Origin of the sequence: uncultured Caulobacter sp., from assembly GCF_947036865.1 — a bacterium.
GTDB lineage: Bacteria > Pseudomonadota > Alphaproteobacteria > Caulobacterales > Caulobacteraceae > Caulobacter.
In genome coordinates this window covers 95,996-114,459 of sequence record NZ_CAMQSF010000003.1, presented here as the reverse complement: position 1 = coordinate 114,459, position 18,464 = coordinate 95,996, and the positions used below count along the sequence as shown (strand labels likewise).

The 18,464-nt window shown below is 70.4% G+C and carries 18 protein-coding genes; 9 read left to right on the top strand and 9 right to left on the bottom strand.

Going from position 1 to position 18,464, the window contains the following annotated elements; genetic code table 11:
* Positions 1 to 45 precede the first annotated feature (45 nt).
* On the bottom strand, positions 46 to 735 hold the full coding sequence (locus Q0V34_RS03940; RefSeq protein ID WP_297508025.1) for a hypothetical protein: 690 nt from the start codon (positions 733 to 735) through the stop codon (positions 46 to 48).
* 98 nt (positions 736 to 833) lie between these two features.
* Positions 834 to 1,610 carry a class II aldolase/adducin family protein gene (locus Q0V34_RS03935; protein ID WP_297508021.1) on the bottom strand — a complete coding sequence of 259 codons (777 nt, stop codon included), beginning with the start codon at positions 1,608 to 1,610 and terminating at the stop codon, positions 834 to 836.
* Between the two features lie 144 nt (positions 1,611 to 1,754).
* On the opposite strand from Q0V34_RS03935, the gene Q0V34_RS03930 reads away from it, so the two are divergent.
* The 5 genes from Q0V34_RS03930 to Q0V34_RS03910 all read left to right on the top strand — a co-directional run bounded on the left by Q0V34_RS03930 (position 1,755) and on the right by Q0V34_RS03910 (position 5,073).
* Positions 1,755 to 2,414 (top strand): DUF969 domain-containing protein, encoded by a 660-nt coding sequence (locus tag Q0V34_RS03930; protein WP_297508019.1) that lies wholly within the window; start codon positions 1,755 to 1,757, stop codon positions 2,412 to 2,414.
* A complete protein-coding gene (locus Q0V34_RS03925) occupies positions 2,411 to 3,367 on the top strand; it encodes a DUF979 domain-containing protein (RefSeq protein WP_297508016.1) in 957 nt (318 codons plus the stop codon). Before Q0V34_RS03930 ends, Q0V34_RS03925 begins: the two co-directional genes overlap by 4 nt.
* A complete protein-coding gene (locus tag Q0V34_RS03920) occupies positions 3,364 to 4,356 on the top strand; it encodes a DUF2891 domain-containing protein (RefSeq protein ID WP_297508013.1) in 993 nt (330 codons plus the stop codon). The genes Q0V34_RS03925 and Q0V34_RS03920 overlap by 4 nt, the downstream gene beginning before the upstream one ends.
* A gap of 178 nt (positions 4,357 to 4,534) precedes the next feature.
* Positions 4,535 to 4,726, top strand: a complete 192-nt coding sequence (locus Q0V34_RS03915; protein WP_297508010.1) for a hypothetical protein — start codon at positions 4,535 to 4,537, stop codon at positions 4,724 to 4,726.
* A gap of 8 nt (positions 4,727 to 4,734) precedes the next feature.
* On the top strand, positions 4,735 to 5,073 hold the full coding sequence (locus Q0V34_RS03910; RefSeq protein WP_297508007.1) for a hypothetical protein: 339 nt from the start codon (positions 4,735 to 4,737) through the stop codon (positions 5,071 to 5,073).
* A 201-nt stretch (positions 5,074 to 5,274) separates the two neighbouring features.
* On the opposite strand, the gene smpB is transcribed toward Q0V34_RS03910, so the two are convergent.
* On the bottom strand, positions 5,275 to 5,730 hold the full coding sequence (gene smpB, locus Q0V34_RS03905; protein WP_297508004.1) for an SsrA-binding protein SmpB: 456 nt from the start codon (positions 5,728 to 5,730) through the stop codon (positions 5,275 to 5,277).
* Positions 5,727 to 6,614, bottom strand: a complete 888-nt coding sequence (gene dapA / locus Q0V34_RS03900; protein WP_297508398.1) for a 4-hydroxy-tetrahydrodipicolinate synthase — start codon at positions 6,612 to 6,614, stop codon at positions 5,727 to 5,729. Before dapA ends, smpB begins: the two co-directional genes overlap by 4 nt.
* 246 nt (positions 6,615 to 6,860) lie before the next feature.
* Between dapA and Q0V34_RS03895 the strand changes: the two genes are divergently transcribed.
* Positions 6,861 to 8,963 carry a lytic transglycosylase domain-containing protein gene (locus Q0V34_RS03895; RefSeq protein ID WP_297508001.1) on the top strand — a complete coding sequence of 701 codons (2,103 nt, stop codon included), beginning with the start codon at positions 6,861 to 6,863 and terminating at the stop codon, positions 8,961 to 8,963.
* A 111-nt stretch (positions 8,964 to 9,074) separates the two neighbouring features.
* On the opposite strand, the gene Q0V34_RS03890 is transcribed toward Q0V34_RS03895, so the two are convergent.
* From Q0V34_RS03890 to Q0V34_RS03875, 4 genes are read right to left on the bottom strand one after another with little or no spacing between them, the layout of a single operon-like run.
* Positions 9,075 to 9,830 carry an ABC transporter ATP-binding protein gene (locus Q0V34_RS03890; RefSeq protein ID WP_297507998.1) on the bottom strand — a complete coding sequence of 252 codons (756 nt, stop codon included), beginning with the start codon at positions 9,828 to 9,830 and terminating at the stop codon, positions 9,075 to 9,077.
* Positions 9,827 to 10,867 (bottom strand): iron ABC transporter permease, encoded by a 1,041-nt coding sequence (locus Q0V34_RS03885; RefSeq protein WP_297508396.1) that lies wholly within the window; start codon positions 10,865 to 10,867, stop codon positions 9,827 to 9,829. Before Q0V34_RS03885 ends, Q0V34_RS03890 begins: the two co-directional genes overlap by 4 nt.
* On the bottom strand, positions 10,810 to 11,616 hold the full coding sequence (locus tag Q0V34_RS03880; RefSeq protein ID WP_297507994.1) for an ABC transporter substrate-binding protein: 807 nt from the start codon (positions 11,614 to 11,616) through the stop codon (positions 10,810 to 10,812). The genes Q0V34_RS03885 and Q0V34_RS03880 overlap by 58 nt, the downstream gene beginning before the upstream one ends.
* 4 nt (positions 11,617 to 11,620) lie before the next feature.
* Positions 11,621 to 12,256 (bottom strand): TetR/AcrR family transcriptional regulator, encoded by a 636-nt coding sequence (locus tag Q0V34_RS03875; RefSeq protein WP_297507991.1) that lies wholly within the window; start codon positions 12,254 to 12,256, stop codon positions 11,621 to 11,623.
* 201 nt (positions 12,257 to 12,457) lie between these two features.
* Here Q0V34_RS03875 and Q0V34_RS03870 point away from each other — a divergent pair, with 201 nt between their 5' ends.
* Genes Q0V34_RS03870 through Q0V34_RS03860 form a run of 3 tightly spaced genes read left to right on the top strand, consistent with a single transcriptional unit; the run spans position 12,458 to position 15,617 of the window.
* Entirely contained in the window at positions 12,458 to 13,879 is a 1,422-nt protein-coding gene (locus Q0V34_RS03870; RefSeq protein WP_297507988.1) for a glycosyltransferase, read from the top strand.
* A 17-nt stretch (positions 13,880 to 13,896) separates the two neighbouring features.
* Complete coding sequence (locus Q0V34_RS03865; protein WP_297507985.1) at positions 13,897 to 14,820, top strand: class I SAM-dependent methyltransferase; 924 nt, start codon at positions 13,897 to 13,899, stop codon at positions 14,818 to 14,820.
* Positions 14,821 to 14,825: 5 nt separating this feature from the next.
* Positions 14,826 to 15,617: an RNA methyltransferase gene (locus Q0V34_RS03860; protein ID WP_297507982.1), complete on the top strand. Its 792-nt coding sequence runs from the start codon at positions 14,826 to 14,828 to the stop codon at positions 15,615 to 15,617.
* Positions 15,618 to 15,846: 229 nt separating this feature from the next.
* On the opposite strand, the gene hrpB is transcribed toward Q0V34_RS03860, so the two are convergent.
* Positions 15,847 to 18,288: an ATP-dependent helicase HrpB gene (gene hrpB / locus Q0V34_RS03855; RefSeq protein WP_297507979.1), complete on the bottom strand. Its 2,442-nt coding sequence runs from the start codon at positions 18,286 to 18,288 to the stop codon at positions 15,847 to 15,849.
* Positions 18,289 to 18,464 lie beyond the last annotated feature (176 nt).

The following is an 18,464-nucleotide window of genomic DNA, read 5'->3' as shown; positions in this document are numbered from 1 at the left end:
GTCTAGTGACACCAGGATGACTGACTATTGCAGGCCTGAAACACGCTAGAACCTGCGCCACGTCGCCAGCACGACGCCGCGATCGCGGGCGGTCTCCCGCCCCGAAAGCGTCTCGCGCCAGCCGGCCTGGACGCTCCAGTCGCCAAACGTTCGAACAACCGACAGGTCGGACTTGAGCCAGCGCGAGCGGATCGGACGGCGATCGGCCTCGCCCGCGTAGGTCTGGGCCAGCAGCAGCCAGTCGCGCCCAGGTCGAAGGCCGAAGGTCGCATCGAACCGCGTTTCGTCGGCCAGACCCCGCCGCTTCAGCCGCGCGACCTCGAGGTCGAAGAAGGCCTGGCGACCGCGCCACGCGCCGGCGCGGCCGTAAAGCACCCGCGCCTCGAGATCGAGACTCCCCTGCCCCGGCGCGGCGTAGCCGGCGTTGCGGCCGGCGCCGGCCTCGCCAGCGCCCAGGTACACGGCCAGCGACGAGCGCTCGTCGCGTCGAACCGTCCAGCGCAGGCCCAGCTCCGTCAGGCCGCGTCCCGAATAGTCCGCCCAACGATCCCTGCCCCGCGTCAGGCCGGCCTTGGCCTGCAAGGTCAGGCGCGGCGTTACGCCGTGTTCGACGAAGACCGAAAGGCTCTCGTCGCGGCGATGGTCGATGTCGGCGAGCGTCGACTCCGGCCCAAAGCCCTGGTCGGCGGCGGTCCCCTCGTATTTCGCGATGACCTGGGTCCGTCCCGGCGCCATGGCCCAGGCGCCGGCCCACGCCGCTCCCGCCCCCAGGCACGAAAAAGCCGCCGCGATCGCCAGGATCGCGGCGGCTTTCGAAACGGCGATAGGCGCGCCTAGTCCGCGTAGCCGGGCAGCTCGCGGTCCAGTTTTCGCAGGCAGCCCGGCCAGGCCAAGCCGCCGATCATGCCCATGCCCATGCCGGTCTGCTTGCGCACTTCGTCCTGGGCCGCGTCCGGGGCCAGAAGGACGTTGTCGCGTCCGATCGACAGAGCCATCACCTGCTGCGCGCACGCTCGCTCCAGGAAGAACATCCCCAACCAGCACTCGGCCGCCGTGCCGCCCACCGACAGGGTGCCGTGGTTGCGCAGCATCATCAGCCTCTTGGTCGGGCCGAGATCGGCGACCAGCCGTTCTCGCTCGTCCAAGTTGAGAGCAATGCCTTCATAGTCGTGATAGGCGAGTTGAGGCAAGACGATAAGCGCGTGTTGCGTCAGCGGCAGCAGGCCTTCCTTGTGCGCGGACACCGCCACGCCCTGGTCGCTGTGCAGGTGCATGACGTAGTGGGCGTCCTCGCGCGCGGCGTGGATGGCCGAGTGGATCGTGAAGCCCGCCGGATTGATGTAGTACGGCGTCTTGTCGACGACGTTGCCGTCAAGGTCGACCTTGACCAGGCTCGAGGCCGTGATCTCCCCGAAGAACATGCCGTATGGGTTGATCAGGAAGTGATGCTCAGGCCCCGGCACCCGGGCCGAGATGTGGGTGAAGATCATGTCGTCCCAGCCGTGCAGGGCCACGAGACGATAAAGAGCCGCCAAGTCGACGCGCGCCTGCCATTCCGCGTCGCTGACCTTGCCCTTGAGAGACGAGATGGGCAGAGCACCGTCGGCCATGTGGGGCCTCCCGATAGGTTATCATTGTTGAGTTGAGGGTCGCGCCGAGGCGAAAGGTCGTCAAGAGGGACCATCGCCGCGCGCGCACTTGCCAGCCGGCGTGCGGCGCCCGACCGTCGTCGCGAACAAGGGGAGTCGCGGCGGATGCTGACCTTGCTGGGGGTGGCGGTGATCGTGCTGGGCTTCGCCCTGCGCTTCAACCCGCTGCTCGTGGTCATCGCCGCCGCCATGACCTCGGGTCTGGCGGCGGGGCTGTCGCCGACCGAGGTGCTGGCCGCGTTCGGCAAGGCCTTCAACACCAACCGCTATGTCAGCGCGGCCTGGCTGGTGCTGCCGGCGATCGGCGTGCTGGAGCGCGCGGGTCTGAAGGAACAGGCGCGGCGGACGATCCAGGGCCTGAAGGGCGCGAGCGCGGGCCGCATCCTGCTGGCCTATCTGGCCTTGCGCCAGATCGCGGCGGCCCTGGGCCTGACCCAGGCGGCCGGCCAGGCCCAGACCGTGCGGCCGCTGCTGGCGCCGATGGCCGAGGCCGCCGCCGAGCCCCTGGCCGACGACGCGCGGCAACGCGTCCGGGCGATGAGCGCGGCCACCGACAATGTCGGCCTGTTCTTCGGCGAGGACATCTTCCTGGCGATCGGCTCGATCCTGCTGATCGTCGGCTTCCTGGACCAGAGCGGCATTACCGTCGAGCCGCTCGCCTTGTCGGTCTGGGCGATCCCGACGGCGGTCTGCGCCTTCGTCGTCCATGGCGCCCGCCTGCTGTTGTTCGATCGCCGGTTGGCGAAGACCAGGGACGCCGCATGATCGGCCTGCCGCTCGTCTATCTGCTGGCCGGATTGATGTTCGCCGCCTTCGCGGGGCTGAGCGCCGCGGATCGCGACAACGCCAAGCGTTTCGGCAACGCCGCGTTCTGGGGGCTGTTCGCGGTGAGCTTCCTGTTCGGCGACCGCCTTGGCGATCTCGGTAACGGCGTCCTGGCCCTGTTGCTGGCCGTGATCGCCGGGGCCGGTCGGCTCGGCCTCGGCGCGCCGAGGACGACGACGGACGAAACGCGCGAAGCCCTGGCGACGCGCCACGGCCCGCGCCTGTTCATCCCGGCCCTCGTCATTCCCGTCATGGTGTTGGCGGGCTCGCTGGTCCTGAAGCGCCTTACGATCCATGGCGCGCCGCTGGCGGATCCCAAGCAGGCGACACTGATCTCGCTGGCCTTCGCCGCGATCGTCGCCGCGATCCTGGCCAGCGTGATGTTCCGGCAGCCGCCGAGCGCGCCGATCCAGGAGGGGCGCCGGCTGATGGACCTGGTCGGCTGGGCGGCGCTGCTGCCGCAGATGCTGGCGGCGCTGGGCGCGGTGTTCGCGCTGGCCGGAGTCGGCAAGAGCGTCGGGGAGCTGGCGGTGATGATCACGCCGGTCGACAGTCGGTTCGCGGCGGTCGCGGCCTATTGCGTGGGCATGGCCGCCTTCACGGCGATGATGGGCAACGCGTTCGCGGCCTTCCCCGTCATGACGGGCGGGATCGCCCTGCCCCTGGTGATCGGCCGGTTTCACGGCGATCCGGCCGTGGTCTGCGCCATCGGCATGCTGTCGGGCTTCTGCGGCACCCTGCTGACCCCGCTGGCCGCCAATTTCAACCTTGTCCCGGCCGCCCTGCTGCGGTTGAAGGACCGCTACGCCGTGATCCGCGCCCAGGCGCCGACGGCGTTCGTGATGCTGGCTCTGAATGTGGCGCTGATGAACCTTCTGGCCTTCCACCGATGAGCCTGGCGCGCTCCACGGCTTCCGACTTCGCCAAGATCGCGCTCGGCCACCTCACCCGCGAATATCCGAACAAGCTGGACCATGTCATGGGCGGCGCGGACGATGTTCGGTCCCCGCGCGATCTGCACCCGATCTTCTTCGGAAGCTTCGACTGGCACTCCTGCGTGCATGGCTATTGGCTGCTGGCGACGCTTCTGCGGCTGCGGCCCGACATGCCGGAAGCCGAAGCGATCGTCCGCCTGTTCGACGACGCCTTCACCGCCGAAAAGGTCGCGCTCGAGGTCGCCTATCTGGCGCGCCCGGAAAGCCGCGGGTTCGAGCGCCCCTACGGCTGGGCCTGGAGCCTGATGCTGCAGGCCGAGCTGCTGCGTCACGACCGCGCCTGGGCGGGCGTTCACGCGCCTCTGGCCGAGGCGTTCGTCCAGCGGTTCCAGGCCTTCCTGCCGATCGCGGACTACCCCGTGCGGGCGGGAACCCACTACAACACCGCCTTCGCGCTGGTTCTGGCCAGCGAATACGCGGTGATGACCGACGACGCGGCCCTGTTCGGACTGCTGCAAAACCGCGCCGTCACCTGGTACGGCCAGGACGCGGCCTGCCAGGCGTGGGAGCCGTCGGGGGACGATTTCCTCTCGCCCGCCCTGATCGAGGCCGAGGCCATGCGCCGGCTGCTGCCGCGCGAGAGCTTCGACGTCTGGTTCCCGCGCTTCCTGCCCGATCTCGCAGAAAAGCGCCCGGCGACGCTCTTCAACCCCGCGCGGGTCACGGACCGAAGCGACGGCAAGATCGCGCATCTGGACGGCCTAAACCTGTCGCGCGCCTGGTGCTGGCGGCTGCTGGCCAGCGCCATGTCCGAAGCCGACCCGGCCAAGCCGCACGCGATCAGCGCGGCGCTGAACCATCTGGCGGCGGCGATTCCGCACGTCTCCGGTGACTATATGGGCGAGCACTGGCTGGCGACCTACGCGCTGTTGGCGCTGGAAAACTAGGCAGCGCTCGCGAAACGTGCCCGGAAAGTTACAGCAACGGACAGTCTGCTGGAGAATTCGCGCAAGACGAGAACGTCCGACCACTGTTTACATTGATTGACAATGAATAAAGCGCCCGAGGCGTTATGCATGCTTCACGACCACCGCCACCGGTCGTGCGTAGCATGGAGAACGCGCTATGAGGGAAGCGCTCTGCCAGAATATCGAGGTCGCGCCGGTCGGTGACGGCTGGCAGGTTCGTCAGGCGGGGGAACCGCTGAACCAGTTCGAGTCCGTCGAAAAGGCCTACCAGCACGCCCTGGCGCTATGCGCGGAACTCTTCGAGCGCGGCGTCCATTCGCGCGTTTGCCAGCTGGCGAAGGCGGCCTGAGCACAGCCGTGACGGAGACGAACGAGATCGCCGCCGCGCGACACCGACGCTTGGTCAGCCAGGGCCTGGCCTCTCCTCTGATTGGCGAGATCGTCGAGGCGCTGCTCGCTTCGGGCGGCGTGGCCAGCGCCGGAGTGGTGGCCGACACCGTGGCCCGGCGTCGCGGAGGCCAGCGCGCCTCCCCGGCTCTGATCGCCGAACTGGCCATGGCCCTCGACCTCCATCGCGGCTACGCGGCCCAGCTGCGGCTGCCGGAGATGATTACCGTCAGCGCCAAGGGCTGGGCGCTCACCGATCGCGCGCACATGTTCCTCAGGCGCGGCCTGAGAAGCCAGTTCCGTTGCTGAGAACGTCGACCATGCCGAAAGGTCTGCGGGTCTACGTCACCATCATGGGTGTCGCGTTTTGCCTTGGTCTCCTGATCGGGCTTGGCATCCATTTCTAGGCCGCCCAGGGCGGCGTGGTCAGAGAAGGCGCGCCTGGAGCCTGTCTGGCTTGGATGAAGCCAGCGAAACGGCCCCATTTCCAAGTCATGGGGCCCGAGAGCTCTAGTCGCGATCGCCCTTCATCAGACGCGCCTTGTCGCGCTGCCAGTCGCGGGCGGCTTCGGTTTCGCGCTTGTCGTGCAGCTTCTTGCCCTTGGCCAGGCCGACCTCGAGCTTGGCCAGGCCCTTGTCGTTCCAATAGAGCTTGATCGGGATCAGCGTGCGGCCCTCGCGCTGCACCGCGCCGATCAGCTTGTCGATCTGGCGGCGATGGAGCAGCAGCTTCCGGTGACGGCGCGGCTCGTGATTGAAGCGGTTGGCGTGGCCGTAGGGCGGGATGTCCGCATTGACCAGCACGATCTCGCGGCCTTCGACCGAGGCGTAGGATTCGGCGATGTTGGCGCGTCCGGTCCGCAGGCTCTTGACCTCGGTGCCGGTCAGCATGATCCCGGCCTCGAACGTCTCCTCGATGAAGTAGTCGAAGCGCGCGCGCCGATTTTCAGCGATCGGCTTGGTCATTCCCGCAGGCCAGCCTCGCGCATGGCGTCCAGGATCGCCGGACGCACCGCGTCCGCGCAGGGCGTGATCGGCAGACGCGCCTCGTCCGAGCAGAGGCCCAGCTGCGCCATGGCGAACTTGGTCGGGGCCGGCGAGCTGTCCAGGAACAGCGCCTTGTGCAGGCGCACCAGGCGATCCTGCCAGTAGCGAGCGGTTTCCCACTGGCCCTGCATGCAGGCGTTCATGAAGGCCGCGCAGGCGTCCGGCGCGACGTTCGAGGTGACCGAGATCACGCCGTGGCCGCCGTGCGCCATATAGCCCAGCGCCGTGGGATCATCGCCGGTCAACAGCACCCAGTCCGGACCGCACATCAGGCGCTGCAGGCTGATGCGGGTCAGGTCGCCCGTCGCGTCCTTGATCCCGACGATATTGGGCAGCTTGGCCAGACGCGCCAGGGTGTCGTTCGAGATATCGACGCCCGTGCGGCCGGGCACGTTGTAGACGAAGACGGGCAGCTCCACGGCGTCGTTGATCGCCTTGTAGTGCTGATACATCCCCTCCTGGCTCGGGCGGTTGTAGTACGGCGTCACGACCAGCACGGCGTCGGCGCCGACGGCCTTGGCGTGCGCCGTCAGCTCGATGGCCTCGGCGGTCGAGTTGGACCCCGCGCCGGCGATCACCGGCACGCGGCCGGCGGCGGTCTTCACGCAGAGCTCGACGACCCGCTTGTGCTCGTCGTGCGACAGGGTCGAGGTCTCGCCGGTGGTGCCGACCGGCACCAGGCCGTGCACGCCGCCGGCGATCTGGCGCTCGACCAGCGACACGAAGGCTTTCTCGTCCACCTCACCGTCGCGGAACGGCGTGACGAGGGCCGGGATGACGCCCTTGAAGTGAGACTGGACCATGACCTGCAAATTGCCGTGAGGAAGCGCCGCGTGGTGTTGCGGCAGGAGGATGGGGGCGGACAATATGTTGCTGCCCCGTCGCACCGCAACCGGCGCGTGGGACGAGGGTGCGGATTTGAGGGGCCGACCGGTCGCGGTCAAGCCCGCCAACCGGACTTAAAACCCTATTGAGGCCTGAATCGCCGCATAGGGCCTGAGGTGAGAGTCGGTTACAAGGCCCCTCGGGGGTCGATGAAGGAGAGCGTTTTGGCTTCAGCAGCGCGTCGCATTCTGCTCGGGGGAGCCTTGATCGCGGTCGTGTTCGGGACCGCCGACGCCCAGACGGCGTCGCCTTACGCCTCGCCCTCGCAAAGCGCGCCCGGCCTGATCACCACGCCGCCGACCGCCGTCCCGGCCGCCCTCTCCGACACCGACTCGGCCAACCTGCAGACGGCCCTGGCGGCCGCCAAGCGCGGCGACGTCTCCGGCGCGCGCATGGCCATGGACAGCCTGCAGGATCCGATCGCCCGGAAGATCGCCCAGTGGGCCTTGGTCGATGGCAACGCCGAGGCGATGAGCTTCTTCGAACTCGACGCCGCCCGCCGCGACCTGGCCGGCTGGCCGCGGAGCGCGCGCCGCGACAGCGCCGCCGAGAAGGCCCTGTCGACCTCGGGCCTCGACCCGGCAAGGATCGTCGCCTGGTTCGGCGGCGCCCAGCCCGCCACGGCCGAGGGCGCGATGACCCTCGCCTCGGCCTATCAGGCCCTGGGTCAGAACCAGCAGGCGACGGATCTGATCCGCCGCACCTTCCGCGACAAGGTGTTCGAGGCCGACGCCCAGCGCGCGATGATCGCGCGCTTCGGCGCCATGCTGACGCCCGACGACTACAACCGTCGCGCCGACATTCTTCTGTACGGCCAGCAGGGTCCGGCCGCGCGCGACATCGTCGCCATGCTGTCCGACACCCAGCAGGCCGCCGCCCGGGTGCGGATGGCCTATCGCGCCAACTCGGCCAACGCCAACACGCTCTATAACGACCTGACGCCGGACCAGCAGGCCTCGCCGGGCGTCGTCTTCGAGCGCGCCGCCTATCTGCGCCGTAAGGGCATGGAGACCCTGGCGCTGCCGATGGTCGTCAACTTCCCCGTCCCGCCGAACGAAGAGGCCTCGGCCGCGATCTGGAAGGAGCGCAAGCAACTCGTCGTCGCGGCGCTGAAGGCGGGCGACAGCGTCGGCGCCTATGCCGCGGCCAACAACGCCCAGGCCCTGGCCCCCGCCGACATCGCCGAGAGCGAGTTCTACGCCGGCTGGATCGCCCTGACCCGACTGAAGAACCCCGACGCCGCGGCCGCCCACTTCGCCCAGATCGCCGCCGTCGGCGCTTCGCCGATCACCAAGGGCCGGGCGCTCTATTGGCAGGGCCGCGCGGCCGAGGCGCAGGGCGACCTGATCGCCGCCCAGGCCTTCTATGGCGAGGGCGCGCGCTACATCACGACCTTCTACGGACAGCTCTCGGCGGAGAAGGCGGGGATAAAGGAACTGCGCCTGGATCGCGACCCGGCGATCACCCAGGCCGACCGCGCCCGCTTCTTCGGTCGCGAGCAGATCCGCGCGGCGCGGATCCTGGCCGACATCGGCAATCGCGACCTGTTCCGCAGCCTGGTGCTCTATATCGACGACACCCTCCCTAACGCCGAGGAGAGCGCCCTGCTCGTCGACCTGGCGCGCGGCTATGGCGACCAGGACCTGGCCATGCGCGCCGTGCGCACGGCCGCCCAGCGCGGCTTCATCCTGCCCGAGCGCGGCTATCCGCTGCTGGACCATCACTTCACGCCGGGCCCCGGCGCGGCCGAGACGGCCTTCGTCTATTCCATCTCGCGGCAGGAGAGCAATTTCGACCCGGCCGCCCGCTCGGGCGTCGGCGCGCGCGGCATGATGCAGCTGATGCCGGCCACCGCCGCGATCGTCGCCCGCAAGCTGGGCGAGCCGCACAGCATCGACCGGCTGACCGACGCCTCGTACAACATGCGCCTGGGCTCGGTTTATCTGGGCGACATGATCAACAGCTTCAGCGGCTCGTACATCATGGCCTCGGCCGCCTACAACGCCGGCCCAGGTCGTCCGGCGCAGTGGGCGGGCCTGTGCGGCGACCCGCGCGGCGCGGCCACCGATCCCTTGGATTTCATCGAGTGCATCCCGTTCTCCGAGACCCGCAACTACGTGATGCGGACCATGGAGACGACGATGGTCTACCGCGCTCGACTGAACGGCGGCGTCGCGCCGCTGACCCTGTCGGCCGACCTCAAGCGCGGCGGCTATGTCTACACGCCGTCGGTGGCGGCGGCCTATACGCCGACGGCGCAGCCCTAGGCGCCGAGCCCTCGCCCTTCGACAAGCTCGGGGTGAGGGCTTGTTCAACGTCGCGCCGTCCTGAAAACCTCATCCCGAGCTTGTCTAGGCGCGAGGTTTCGCCGCCCGAGGCTAGATCCGTCGCGCGGCCAGCACGGGTCCGGCGCTGGTCTCCACCAACTCGCCGTCCAGTCGGAAGACATGGCTGAGGATGAAGCGCGACAGCGCCTCGCGGGGCGGGCCCTCGGCGACGATGCGGCCATGGCTGAGGACGATGATCCGGTCGCAGCACCGGGCGGCCAAGCCAAGGTCGTGCAGGGTCGCCACCACGGCCGCGCCCTTGGCGGCCTCGGCGCGCAGCAGGTCCAGGGTCAGGAGCTGGGCGTCGGGATCGAGCCCCGCCACCGGCTCGTCGGCGATCAGCAGCGGCGCGCGCGTCGCCAAGAGGCGCGCCAGCAGCACCCGGGCCCGCTCGCCGCCGGACATGTCCAGCGCGCCTCGGTCGGCGAGATGATCAGCGCCGACGCGCGCCAGAGCGTCCAGGGCCCGCGCGTCGGCGGCGTCCTCGGCGAGGTCGGCGGCGCCCAGCGCGGCGATCATGCGGGCCGGCAGGTTCCAGGCGACGCGGCGGTCCTGCGGCAGGTAACCGGCGAGACGGGCGCGCGCCCCCGGCGTCAGGGTCGCCACGCTCATGCCCGCCAGTCTCGCCTCCCCGGCGGCGAGCGGCAGGAGGCCAAGTCCCGCGCGCAGCAGGCTGGTCTTGCCGGCGCCGTTCGGCCCGACCACCCCCACCACCTCGCCAGCGGCGACGGTCAGCGACGCGCCGTTCAGCACGGTGTTCGCGCCGTGCCGCGTCGCGACCTCGCTGAGGACCCAGGGCGCGCTCATGACCGCCAGCTCCGCGAGGCGCGCCAGGCCAGCAGGGCGAAGGCCGGGGCGCCGAACAGGGCCGTGACCACGCCGAGCTTCAGCTCCTGCTCGGTCGGGATCACACGCGCCGCGAGGTCGGCCAGCACCAGCAACAGCGCGCCGGCCAGGGCCGAGGGCCAGAGGAGGCGCTTGGGATCGTCCCGCACCAGCGCGCGAACCAGGTGCGGCGCGGCGAGGCCCACGAAGCCGATCACCCCCGCCGCCGCGACGGCCGCGCCGGTCAGCAGCGCCGAGCCGGCGACGGCCTGGACCCGAAGCCTGGCCATCGGCAGGCCCGACATCCGAGCGACCTCCTCGCCGAGGGTCAGCATGCGAAGGCCCCGGCCCGCGCGCGCGCAGAGGATCGCGCCGATCGTCATCGGAACCAGGGCGCGCAAGGCGTCGAGCGCGTCGCGGTTCTGCACCGAGCCCATCAGCCAGGCCATCACCTCGGCCGTCGCCACCGGCGAGGGCGAGAGGTTGAAGACCAGGGCGGTCAGCGCGCCGCCCAGCGCCGACAGCGCCACGCCGAACAGGATCAGCGCCTCGGGCTCGCGGAACCGCGCGGCCAGAACGACGACCAGCGCGCCAGCGACCAAGGCGCCCGCCAGGGCCGCGAGCTCGATCGCGCCCGGCAGAACCGCCAGGCCCATGGAAATGGCCAGCGCCGCGCCCAGGCCGGAGACGGCGGAGACGCCCAGTACGCCGGGATCGGCGAGCGGGTTGCGCAGCAGGCCTTGCATGGTCGCGCCCGAAAGGCCCAGCGCCGCGCCGACCAGGGCCGCGACGAGGACGCGGGGCGCGCGGATGCTCCACAGCACCTCGCCCGGCGGCGAGGCCGGGTGCGCGAGCGCCTGGGCGTACTGCGCCAGGGTAAGCGGTGTCTCTCCCAGGCAAATGGCGACGACCGCGACGCCGCTCAGGGCCAGGATCATCGCGAGGCAAAGGCGAGGAAGGCTCATCGCGACGCCTTGGCCAGATCCAGGGCGCCCTCGGCGGCGAACCAGCCGGGGCAGCCGACCAGCTTGGCCGGCATGGAGGCGACGGTGCGGTCGCGGATCGCGGCCTGGAGCGCGGCGTGACGGCCGGGCCCCCAGCGGTCGGCCCCGGCGCGCGCCAGATCGAACAGGCCCAGCACCACCGCCGCTGGCGGCGCCATCACGAGCCCCTCCAGCGAGACCGGGGCGTAGGACGCGCCCTTGGCCGCGTTCGCATAGCCCGCCGCTTTCAGCAGGGCGTCGATCAGCGTCCCGGAGCCCGTCGTGAAGCCGCCCGGCGTCAGATAGAGCGCAGGCCGCCCTCGTCCCGCCCCGGCCGCTTGGGTGAGTTGCGCGTCCATCCGCGCGACCAGCGCCTCGCCCTGCGGCCGACGGTTCAGCGCGGCCGCCACCTTGCGGACATTGGCGCGCAAGCCGTTGAAATCGCTGGCGTCGTCGAGCGTGACGGTCAGCACGCCCTTGTGGTCCAAGGCCCGGACCAGCCGCGCGTCGCCGCCCCATAGGCGCACGACCACGTCCGGCTTGGCGGCCACGAGCGTTTCGAAGGTCGCGCGCCGAAGCGGCAGGCCCCCGGCCGAAGCGCGCATATAGCTGTCGGCCGCCACCGCGCGATACGAGAGGCCGACGATGGTCTGGCGCGGGGCCAGCGCCAGCACGTATTGGTCGGCGCAGGAGTCCAGCGACATCACGCGCGGCGCGGCCGCGGCCGAGACCGGCGCGAACGCCAGCGCCGCCGCGAGGGCGCGCAAGACCCTGGCCGCACTCACGCCGTCAGTCCGTCACCAGGCCGTGCAGAAGGCCGTCCAGCATGACCTTCATCAGCCCCTCGGCGTCCGACCAGGTGCGCGACGGCTTGGTGATCAGCAGCGAGACGAGGCCGTGACAGCCGCTCCACAGCACCTCGGCCGCCTGGACCGCGGAGCCGGAGCGGAGGCGCCCCTGGGCGGCGATCTGATGGACGGGTTCGCTGAACTTCTCGAAGCAGCGATCGCCCAGGGCCATGGTGTCGCCGACCTTGTCCGACGAGATGTGATCGCCGGTCGTGCAGAAGACGAGCTGGTAGGTGTTGGGGTTGTCGAGGGCGAACCGCATGTACGCCTCCAGCATCAGCCGGACGCGCGAGACCGGGTCGATGGGCCGCGAGGCGATCTGGGTGTTCAGCTCCAGCAAGCGCTCGATGGCGTCGTTGCTGATCTCGAGCAGAATTTGATCCTTGTCTCGAAAGTGCATGTAGAGCGCGGTCGACGAGACCCCGACGGCGTCGGCGATCTTGCGGATCGTCGCGCCGGAATAGCCCTCGGCGATGAAGATCCGCTCGGCCGCGGCCAGGATCTCGCCCCGTCGCAAGTGCCCGTCGCCCTTGGGTTTTCTGGCTGACTTCTGAGGCTTTTTCAGTGCGACGCTCACGAACCTGGCTTCCCCTTCATTTCCCCCGCCCGACACTAAACGGGAATCACTCAGCCGTCGCAAGAACGTGCGTGGCAGGAGAATTCAGGCTCGCGCGCGCGAGGCGCAAGCGTAAAACGCGCATTTTTGGCTATTGACACCCTTCGGTTGTGATTCCGTTATCTGCCGCCGTTGGGGCGAGCGGCGGATCGGGAGCCATCCATGGCGCGCGAAGACAGACGACTTGAACCGGCGATCGCGCCGGCGGTCGGACCCGCGGCGATCGAACGGGACGCGCCGTGGGGCGCGGCGGCGAGCCGCGACGGCGCGCACCAGACCCTGAGCCAGGCCCAGGCGGCGACGGTGGCCATCAGCGGCCTGCTGGCCGCCATCGGCGTCGCGCTGGATCCGACGGGCGCGCTGATCGTGGCGCACCACGCGTTCTTCGCCGTGTTCCTGCTGGGCGGGGTCACGCGGCTGGCCGCGGCCTGCACGCCGTTGCCGGCCGCCGAGCCGCCGCCGCTCGACGAAGAGGCGCTCCCCGCCTACACGATCATCGTGCCGCTTTACCGGGAGGCCGAGGTCGTCGCCGAACTGGTCGCGAGCCTTTCGGCGATCGACTACCCGCGCGAGCGACTCCAGGCGCTGATCGTGCTGGAGGCCGACGACGAGACCACCCTGGCGGCGGTTCGCCGCCTTCGCCTGCCGACCTTCGTGCAAGTGCTGATCGCCCCGCCGGGGACGCCGAAGACCAAGCCGCGCGCGTGCAATTTCGCGCTGGAGCGGGCGCGCGGCGACCTCGTCGTCATCTACGACGCCGAGGACATGCCCGACCCCGGTCAGCTGCGCGAGGCCGCCGCGCGCTTCGCCGCCTCGGATCCGCGCCTGGCCTGCCTGCAAGCGCCGCTGCGGATCGAGGAGCCGGCCTTCCCGCTCTTCCTGCCCTCGCAGTTCCGGTTGGAATACGCCGCCCACTTCGAGGTGCTGCTGCTGGCCCTGGCCCGCTGGGGGCTGGCCTTCCCGCTGGGCGGCACCAGCAATCACTTCAAGACGGCCGCCTTGAGAAAGGTCGGCGCGTGGGACGCCTACAACGTGACCGAGGACGCGGACGTCGGCTTCCGGCTCGCCGCCGCGGGCTATCGGCTGGGCGTGATCGGCCGGCCCACCTGGGAGACCGCCCCGACCACCTCGGCCCAGTGGTTTCCGCAACGCGCCCGCTGGATCAAGGGCCACATGCAGACCCTGGCCGTCCACGCGCGCGGCCAGATTCCGCGCCAGCCGCGCAACGCCGTCGCCCTGATCCTGACGCTGGCGCAGTCGGTGGCGTCGTCGCACCTGCACGGGCCGGTGATGGCTGTGGCCATAGGCCTGGCGGCGATCGACTACGTGCCGGACGGCCGGTTCGAGATCCCGATCTGGGATCTGATGCTCTACGGCCTGGGCTGGGGCTCGGCGGTCGTGGCCGGCGCGCGCGGCATGGTCCGCGCCGGCGGCCAGCCGAAGGCGCTGCACCTGTTCGGCATGGCCGGCTACTGGATCCTGCAGAGCTTGGCGGCCGCCAAGGCCCTCTATCAATTCGTCACCGCCCCGCACCGCTGGGACAAGACGCTGCACGCCCCGCGCTCTGGACGCCCGGCGCCCTAAGGCGGTATGGGCGGGCGATGGCCCCGAAGATCGCCCCCGCCCCCATCGTCATGCGCACCCCCGGCTGGGCCGACTACGCCCTGCTGGACAGCGGCGACGGCAAGAAGCTGGAGCGCTACGGCCGCTACACCGTGGTGCGGCCCGAGCCGCAGTGCTTCTGGAAGCCGCGCCTGGACCAGAGGGTGTGGGAGAACGCCGACGCCGTCTTCGATCCCACCGACGAGGACGAGGCCGGCCGCTGGCGCTTCAAGGGCAAGCCGATCGAGAAGTTCGACCTGGCCTGGGGCCAGGCCAAGTTCCACGGCCAGTTCACGCCCTTCCGGCACCTGGCCTTCTTCCCCGAGCAGGCGGCCAACTGGGCGTGGCAGGACGAACGGGTCCGCGCCTTCAACAAGGCCTCAGAGGGCCAGCCCAAGATCCTGAATCTGTTCGGCTATACCGGCGTCGCCTCGCTGGTCTGCGCCGCCGCCGGCGCGGCCGTCACCCATGTCGACGCCTCCAAGAAGTCGGTGGGCTTCGCGCGCGAGAACGCCGCCTTCGCCGGCCTGGCCGACAAGCCGATCCGCTGGATCGTCGAGGACGCCCGCAAGTTCGTGGCCCGCGAGGTGCGGCGCGGCAACCGCTATGACGGGATCATCCTGGACCCGCCGAAGTTCGGCCGCGGCGCCGACGGCGAGGTCTGGCGCCTGTTCGAAGACCTGGCCGCCCTGACCAAGGACTGCGCGACGCTGCTGTCGGACGACGCCTCCTTCCTGCTGATGAACGCCTATGCCGCGCGGGTTTCGGGCGCGGCGATGTCGGGTCTGCTAGCGCAGGAGCTTCAGGGGCGCGGTGGCGTCATCGACTGGGGCGAACTGGCCTTGGTCGAGGAAAGGGGCGACCGCCAGATCGGCCTGTCGTTCTTCGCGCGCTGGTCTTCTGATGTTTCTGGGGAGGGCTAAGCGACATGAACACCAAGACCGTCACCTCCCTGACCAACAACACAGTCAAGGCGGTCCGCGCCCTGCACATGCGCAAGGAGCGCGAGGAGAGCGGCCTGTTCCTGGCCGAGGGCCTGAAGATCGTCATCGAGGCGATCGACTGCGGCCACGCGCCCAAGATCGTCATGTACGGCCCCGACGCCGCCGACCATCCGATGCTGAAGAAGGCCGTCGCCGCGTGCCTGAAGGCCGGCGGCGAAGTCATCGAGGTCAATCGCGAGATCCTCGAGAAGGTCTCGCGCCGCGACAACCCGCAGGCCGTGGTCGCGGTGTTCAGGCAGGTGTTCACGCCGCTGTCGGCGATCGTTCCCGAAAGCGCGCCTTGCTGGGTGGCCATGCAGGCCGTCCGCGACCCCGGCAACCTCGGCACCGTCATCCGCACCGCCGATGCGGCCGGCTGCGGCGGGGTGATCCTGGTCGGCGACTGCGTCGACCCCTATTCGGTCGAGGGCGTCCGCGCGACCATGGGCTCGATCTTCGCGGTGAAGATAGCCAAGGCCACGATCCCGGAGTTCCTGGCCTGGCGCGAGACCTGGCCCGGCAGCGTGGTGGGCACCCTGCTGACCGCCACCGTCGACCACAAGTCCGCCGACTATGTGAAGCCCTCGCTGATCCTGATGGGCAACGAGCAACAGGGCCTGCCGCCGGAGCTGGCGGCGGCGTGCGATGTGAATGTGAAGATCCCGATGCGCGGCCGGGCGGACAGCCTGAACCTGTCGGTGGCCACGGGCATCATGATCTATACGGTGACCGGGTAGCGCGCGAGCGGCGGCACAGGCGTAAGTCGGCGCTGCACCGCTCCCATACCAACCGTCATTCCCGCCCTCGTGGCGGGAACCCCTGGTTCAGCTCACACGTGAGACACCAGCGGACTGCTTAGCGGTCCGCCCCTCCCGCACCTGCGGCGTAGAGAGAGGTTCCCGCCACAAGGGCGGGAATGACGGAGGATTTAAAGATCCGCTGATGAGCAAAGACCTCCCTTCCACCTCAAGTCCCCCGAGGCTTCGCTCTTGTCACCGGCGCGGCGCTGGCCGGATCATCCGGCCAGACATGCCTCGGATAGCGGCCCTTCATCTCGACCTTCACCTCGCGCCACGAGCCTTTCCAGAAGCGCGGCAGGTCCTTGGTGATCTGGATCGGGCGGTGGGCGGGCGAGAGCAGCGCGAGCGTCAGCGGCACCTTACCGCCGGCCACGCTGGGATGTTCGGCCAGGCCATAGAGTTCGCCGACCCGCACCTCGACGCGCGGTCCCCCTTCAGCGGAATAGTCGATGGCGAAGGTGTTGCCGGTCGGCGCCTCGAAGCGGGCGGGCAGCAGCGCGTCCATCTTCCGCTGCAGGTCCCAGGGCACCAGCGTCTTCAGGGCGTCATGCAAGGTCCCCTCGTCCAGGCTCGCCAGCGACGAGCGGCCGGCCAGCAGCGGCTCTAGCCACTCGTCCAGCCTCGCGATCAGGGCGGGCTCGGACAGGTCGGGCCATTCCTCGCCATCGACTTCGTGCAGGAACGCCACGCGATCCAGCAGCGCCCTGCCCCGCTCGCCCAGGCGCAGCGCCGAGAGACCCTCGGCGCGGACCTGGTCCAGCAGCGCGCCGGAGATCATGGCCGGATCGGGACTGTCGATCAGCCGCTCCTCGAGCACGAGTCTACCCAGGCGCAGCAGCCGCTTGGCGCGGACCTTGCCGCCCGACGTTTCCAGCCGATCCTCGGCCACCAGCCGGTCGGCGAAGGTCTCGCGCAGATCGGCCTCGTCGACGGCGGCGGCCAGGAGGATGCGGTCGCGGGCCTCGCCGCCGCCCAGTTCGCCGACGGCCAGCCAGGGCTCGCGCGCCAGGGGATCGGTCGGCTCCAGATAGACCCCGCGCCCGCCGGCCAGCTGGAACTCGCCGGGCTTGCCGCGCGCCTTGGCCACACGCTCCGGATAGGCCTCGGCCAGCATCGCGCCGATCTCCAAGGTCTTGGCGCCGGCCCCCCGGCCGGCCGCGCGGGCCCAGCGCTCGACCAAGGCCATGGCGTCGCGTCCCCTCGGCGAGCGGTCGCGGTGCAGGTTCTCCAGCCGCCGGCGCAGGTCGACATCCCTGCCGCCCAAGCCCTGCTCGGTCAGGACGGCGGCGATCTCGGCGGCCTCGCGCGCCTGGCCCGAGGCGGCGGCGCGCACGACCATGTGGGCCAGGCGCGGCGGCAGCGGCATGTCGGCCAGGGCCCGGCCGTGGGCGGTCAGGTCGCCCTGGGCGTCGAGCGCCTGGACGCGGGTCAGCAAGGCGCGCGCCTCGGCGAAGGCGGCGGCCGGCGGCGGATCCAGGAAGGTCAGGCCCGAGGGATCGCGCGCGCCCCAGCGGGCCAAGTCGAGCGCCAGGCGCGACAGGTCCGCCTCCAGGATCTCCGGCCGCGCGAAGGCGGGCAGCGAGCGGGTCTCCGGCTCGTCCCACAGACGATAGCAGACGCCGGGCTCGACGCGGCCGGCGCGGCCCCGGCGCTGGTCGGCGGCGGCGCGGCTGACGCGCACCGTCTCCAGCCGCGTGATGCCCGAGGCGGGGTCATAGCGCGGCACGCGCGCCAGGCCGGCGTCGATCACCACCCGCACGCCCTCGATGGTCAGACTGGTCTCCGCGATCGAGGTGGCCAACACCACCTTGCGACGCCCCGCCGACGCGGGCGAGATGGCGCGGTCCTGGGCGGCGGGCTCCAAGGCGCCATAGAGCGGCGCGATGTCGACCTCCGGCCGGCGCAGGCGCTCGTTCAGCCAGCTTTCGGCGCGGCGGATCTCGCCCTGGCCCGGCAGGAACACCAGGATCGAACCGGTCTCCTCGGCCAGCGCCCGCTCGACCGCGCGGCCGACGCGTTCCTCCAGCCGCTGGCGCTCGTCGCGCCCGAGATAGCGGGTGTCGACGGGGAACATCCGCCCCTGGCTCTCGACGACCGGCGCCTCGCCAAGCAGGGCCGAGACGCGCGCGCCGTCCAGGGTCGCCGACATGACCAGGAGGCGCAGGTCGTCGCGCAGCAGCCCCTGCGCGTCGCGCGCGAAGGCCAGGCCAAGGTCGGCGTCGAGGCTGCGCTCGTGGAACTCGTCGAACAGCACGGCGGCGACGCCGTCCAGCCCCGGATCGTCCAGAATCATCCGCGTGAAGACGCCCTCGGTGACGACCTCGATCCGCGTCCTGGCCGAGACCTTGGACTGGAGGCGGACCCGGAAGCCGACCGTGTCGCCGACGCTCTCGCCCAGATTGGCGGCCATGCGCGCGGCGGCGGCGCGCGCGGCCAGGCGCCGGGGCTCCAGCACGATGATCTTGCGGCCGGCCGCCCAAGGCTGGTGCAGCAGGGCCAGCGGGACCGCCGTGGTCTTGCCCGCGCCGGGCGGCGCGACGAGAACGGCGCTCTCCCGCGCGCTCAAGGCGTCTTTCAGCGCCGGCATGGCCTCGAAAATGGGCAACATCGCGCCCGCTTTACCGGCGCGGGGCCGCGTCGCCAAGGAGGACTGGACGCGCCGCGCCTCCGGAGAACATTTACGCCCATTCACCAGTTGGCCTTGACCCCATGCTCATAAAAGGGTCACGGTCCGCAAAATTTTCTAAAGGCGACCCCCGGGGGGAGTCTTGCCTATCGAGGAGG

Coding starts and splice junctions, on each gene's coding strand:
- Q0V34_RS03940 (WP_297508025.1), bottom strand. CDS start 735: ATGGCGCCGGGACGGACCCAGGTCATCGCGAAATACGAGGGGACCGCC.
- Q0V34_RS03935 (WP_297508021.1), bottom strand. CDS start 1,610: ATGGCCGACGGTGCTCTGCCCATCTCGTCTCTCAAGGGCAAGGTCAGC.
- Q0V34_RS03930 (WP_297508019.1), top strand. CDS start 1,755: ATGCTGACCTTGCTGGGGGTGGCGGTGATCGTGCTGGGCTTCGCCCTG.
- Q0V34_RS03925 (WP_297508016.1), top strand. CDS start 2,411: ATGATCGGCCTGCCGCTCGTCTATCTGCTGGCCGGATTGATGTTCGCC.
- Q0V34_RS03920 (WP_297508013.1), top strand. CDS start 3,364: ATGAGCCTGGCGCGCTCCACGGCTTCCGACTTCGCCAAGATCGCGCTC.
- Q0V34_RS03915 (WP_297508010.1), top strand. CDS start 4,535: ATGAGGGAAGCGCTCTGCCAGAATATCGAGGTCGCGCCGGTCGGTGAC.
- smpB (WP_297508004.1), bottom strand. CDS start 5,730: ATGACCAAGCCGATCGCTGAAAATCGGCGCGCGCGCTTCGACTACTTC.
- dapA (WP_297508398.1), bottom strand. CDS start 6,614: ATGGTCCAGTCTCACTTCAAGGGCGTCATCCCGGCCCTCGTCACGCCG.
- Q0V34_RS03890 (WP_297507998.1), bottom strand. CDS start 9,830: ATGAGCGCGCCCTGGGTCCTCAGCGAGGTCGCGACGCGGCACGGCGCG.
- Q0V34_RS03870 (WP_297507988.1), top strand. CDS start 12,458: ATGGCGCGCGAAGACAGACGACTTGAACCGGCGATCGCGCCGGCGGTC.
- Q0V34_RS03865 (WP_297507985.1), top strand. CDS start 13,897: ATGGCCCCGAAGATCGCCCCCGCCCCCATCGTCATGCGCACCCCCGGC.
- Q0V34_RS03860 (WP_297507982.1), top strand. CDS start 14,826: ATGAACACCAAGACCGTCACCTCCCTGACCAACAACACAGTCAAGGCG.
- hrpB (WP_297507979.1), bottom strand. CDS start 18,288: ATGTTGCCCATTTTCGAGGCCATGCCGGCGCTGAAAGACGCCTTGAGC.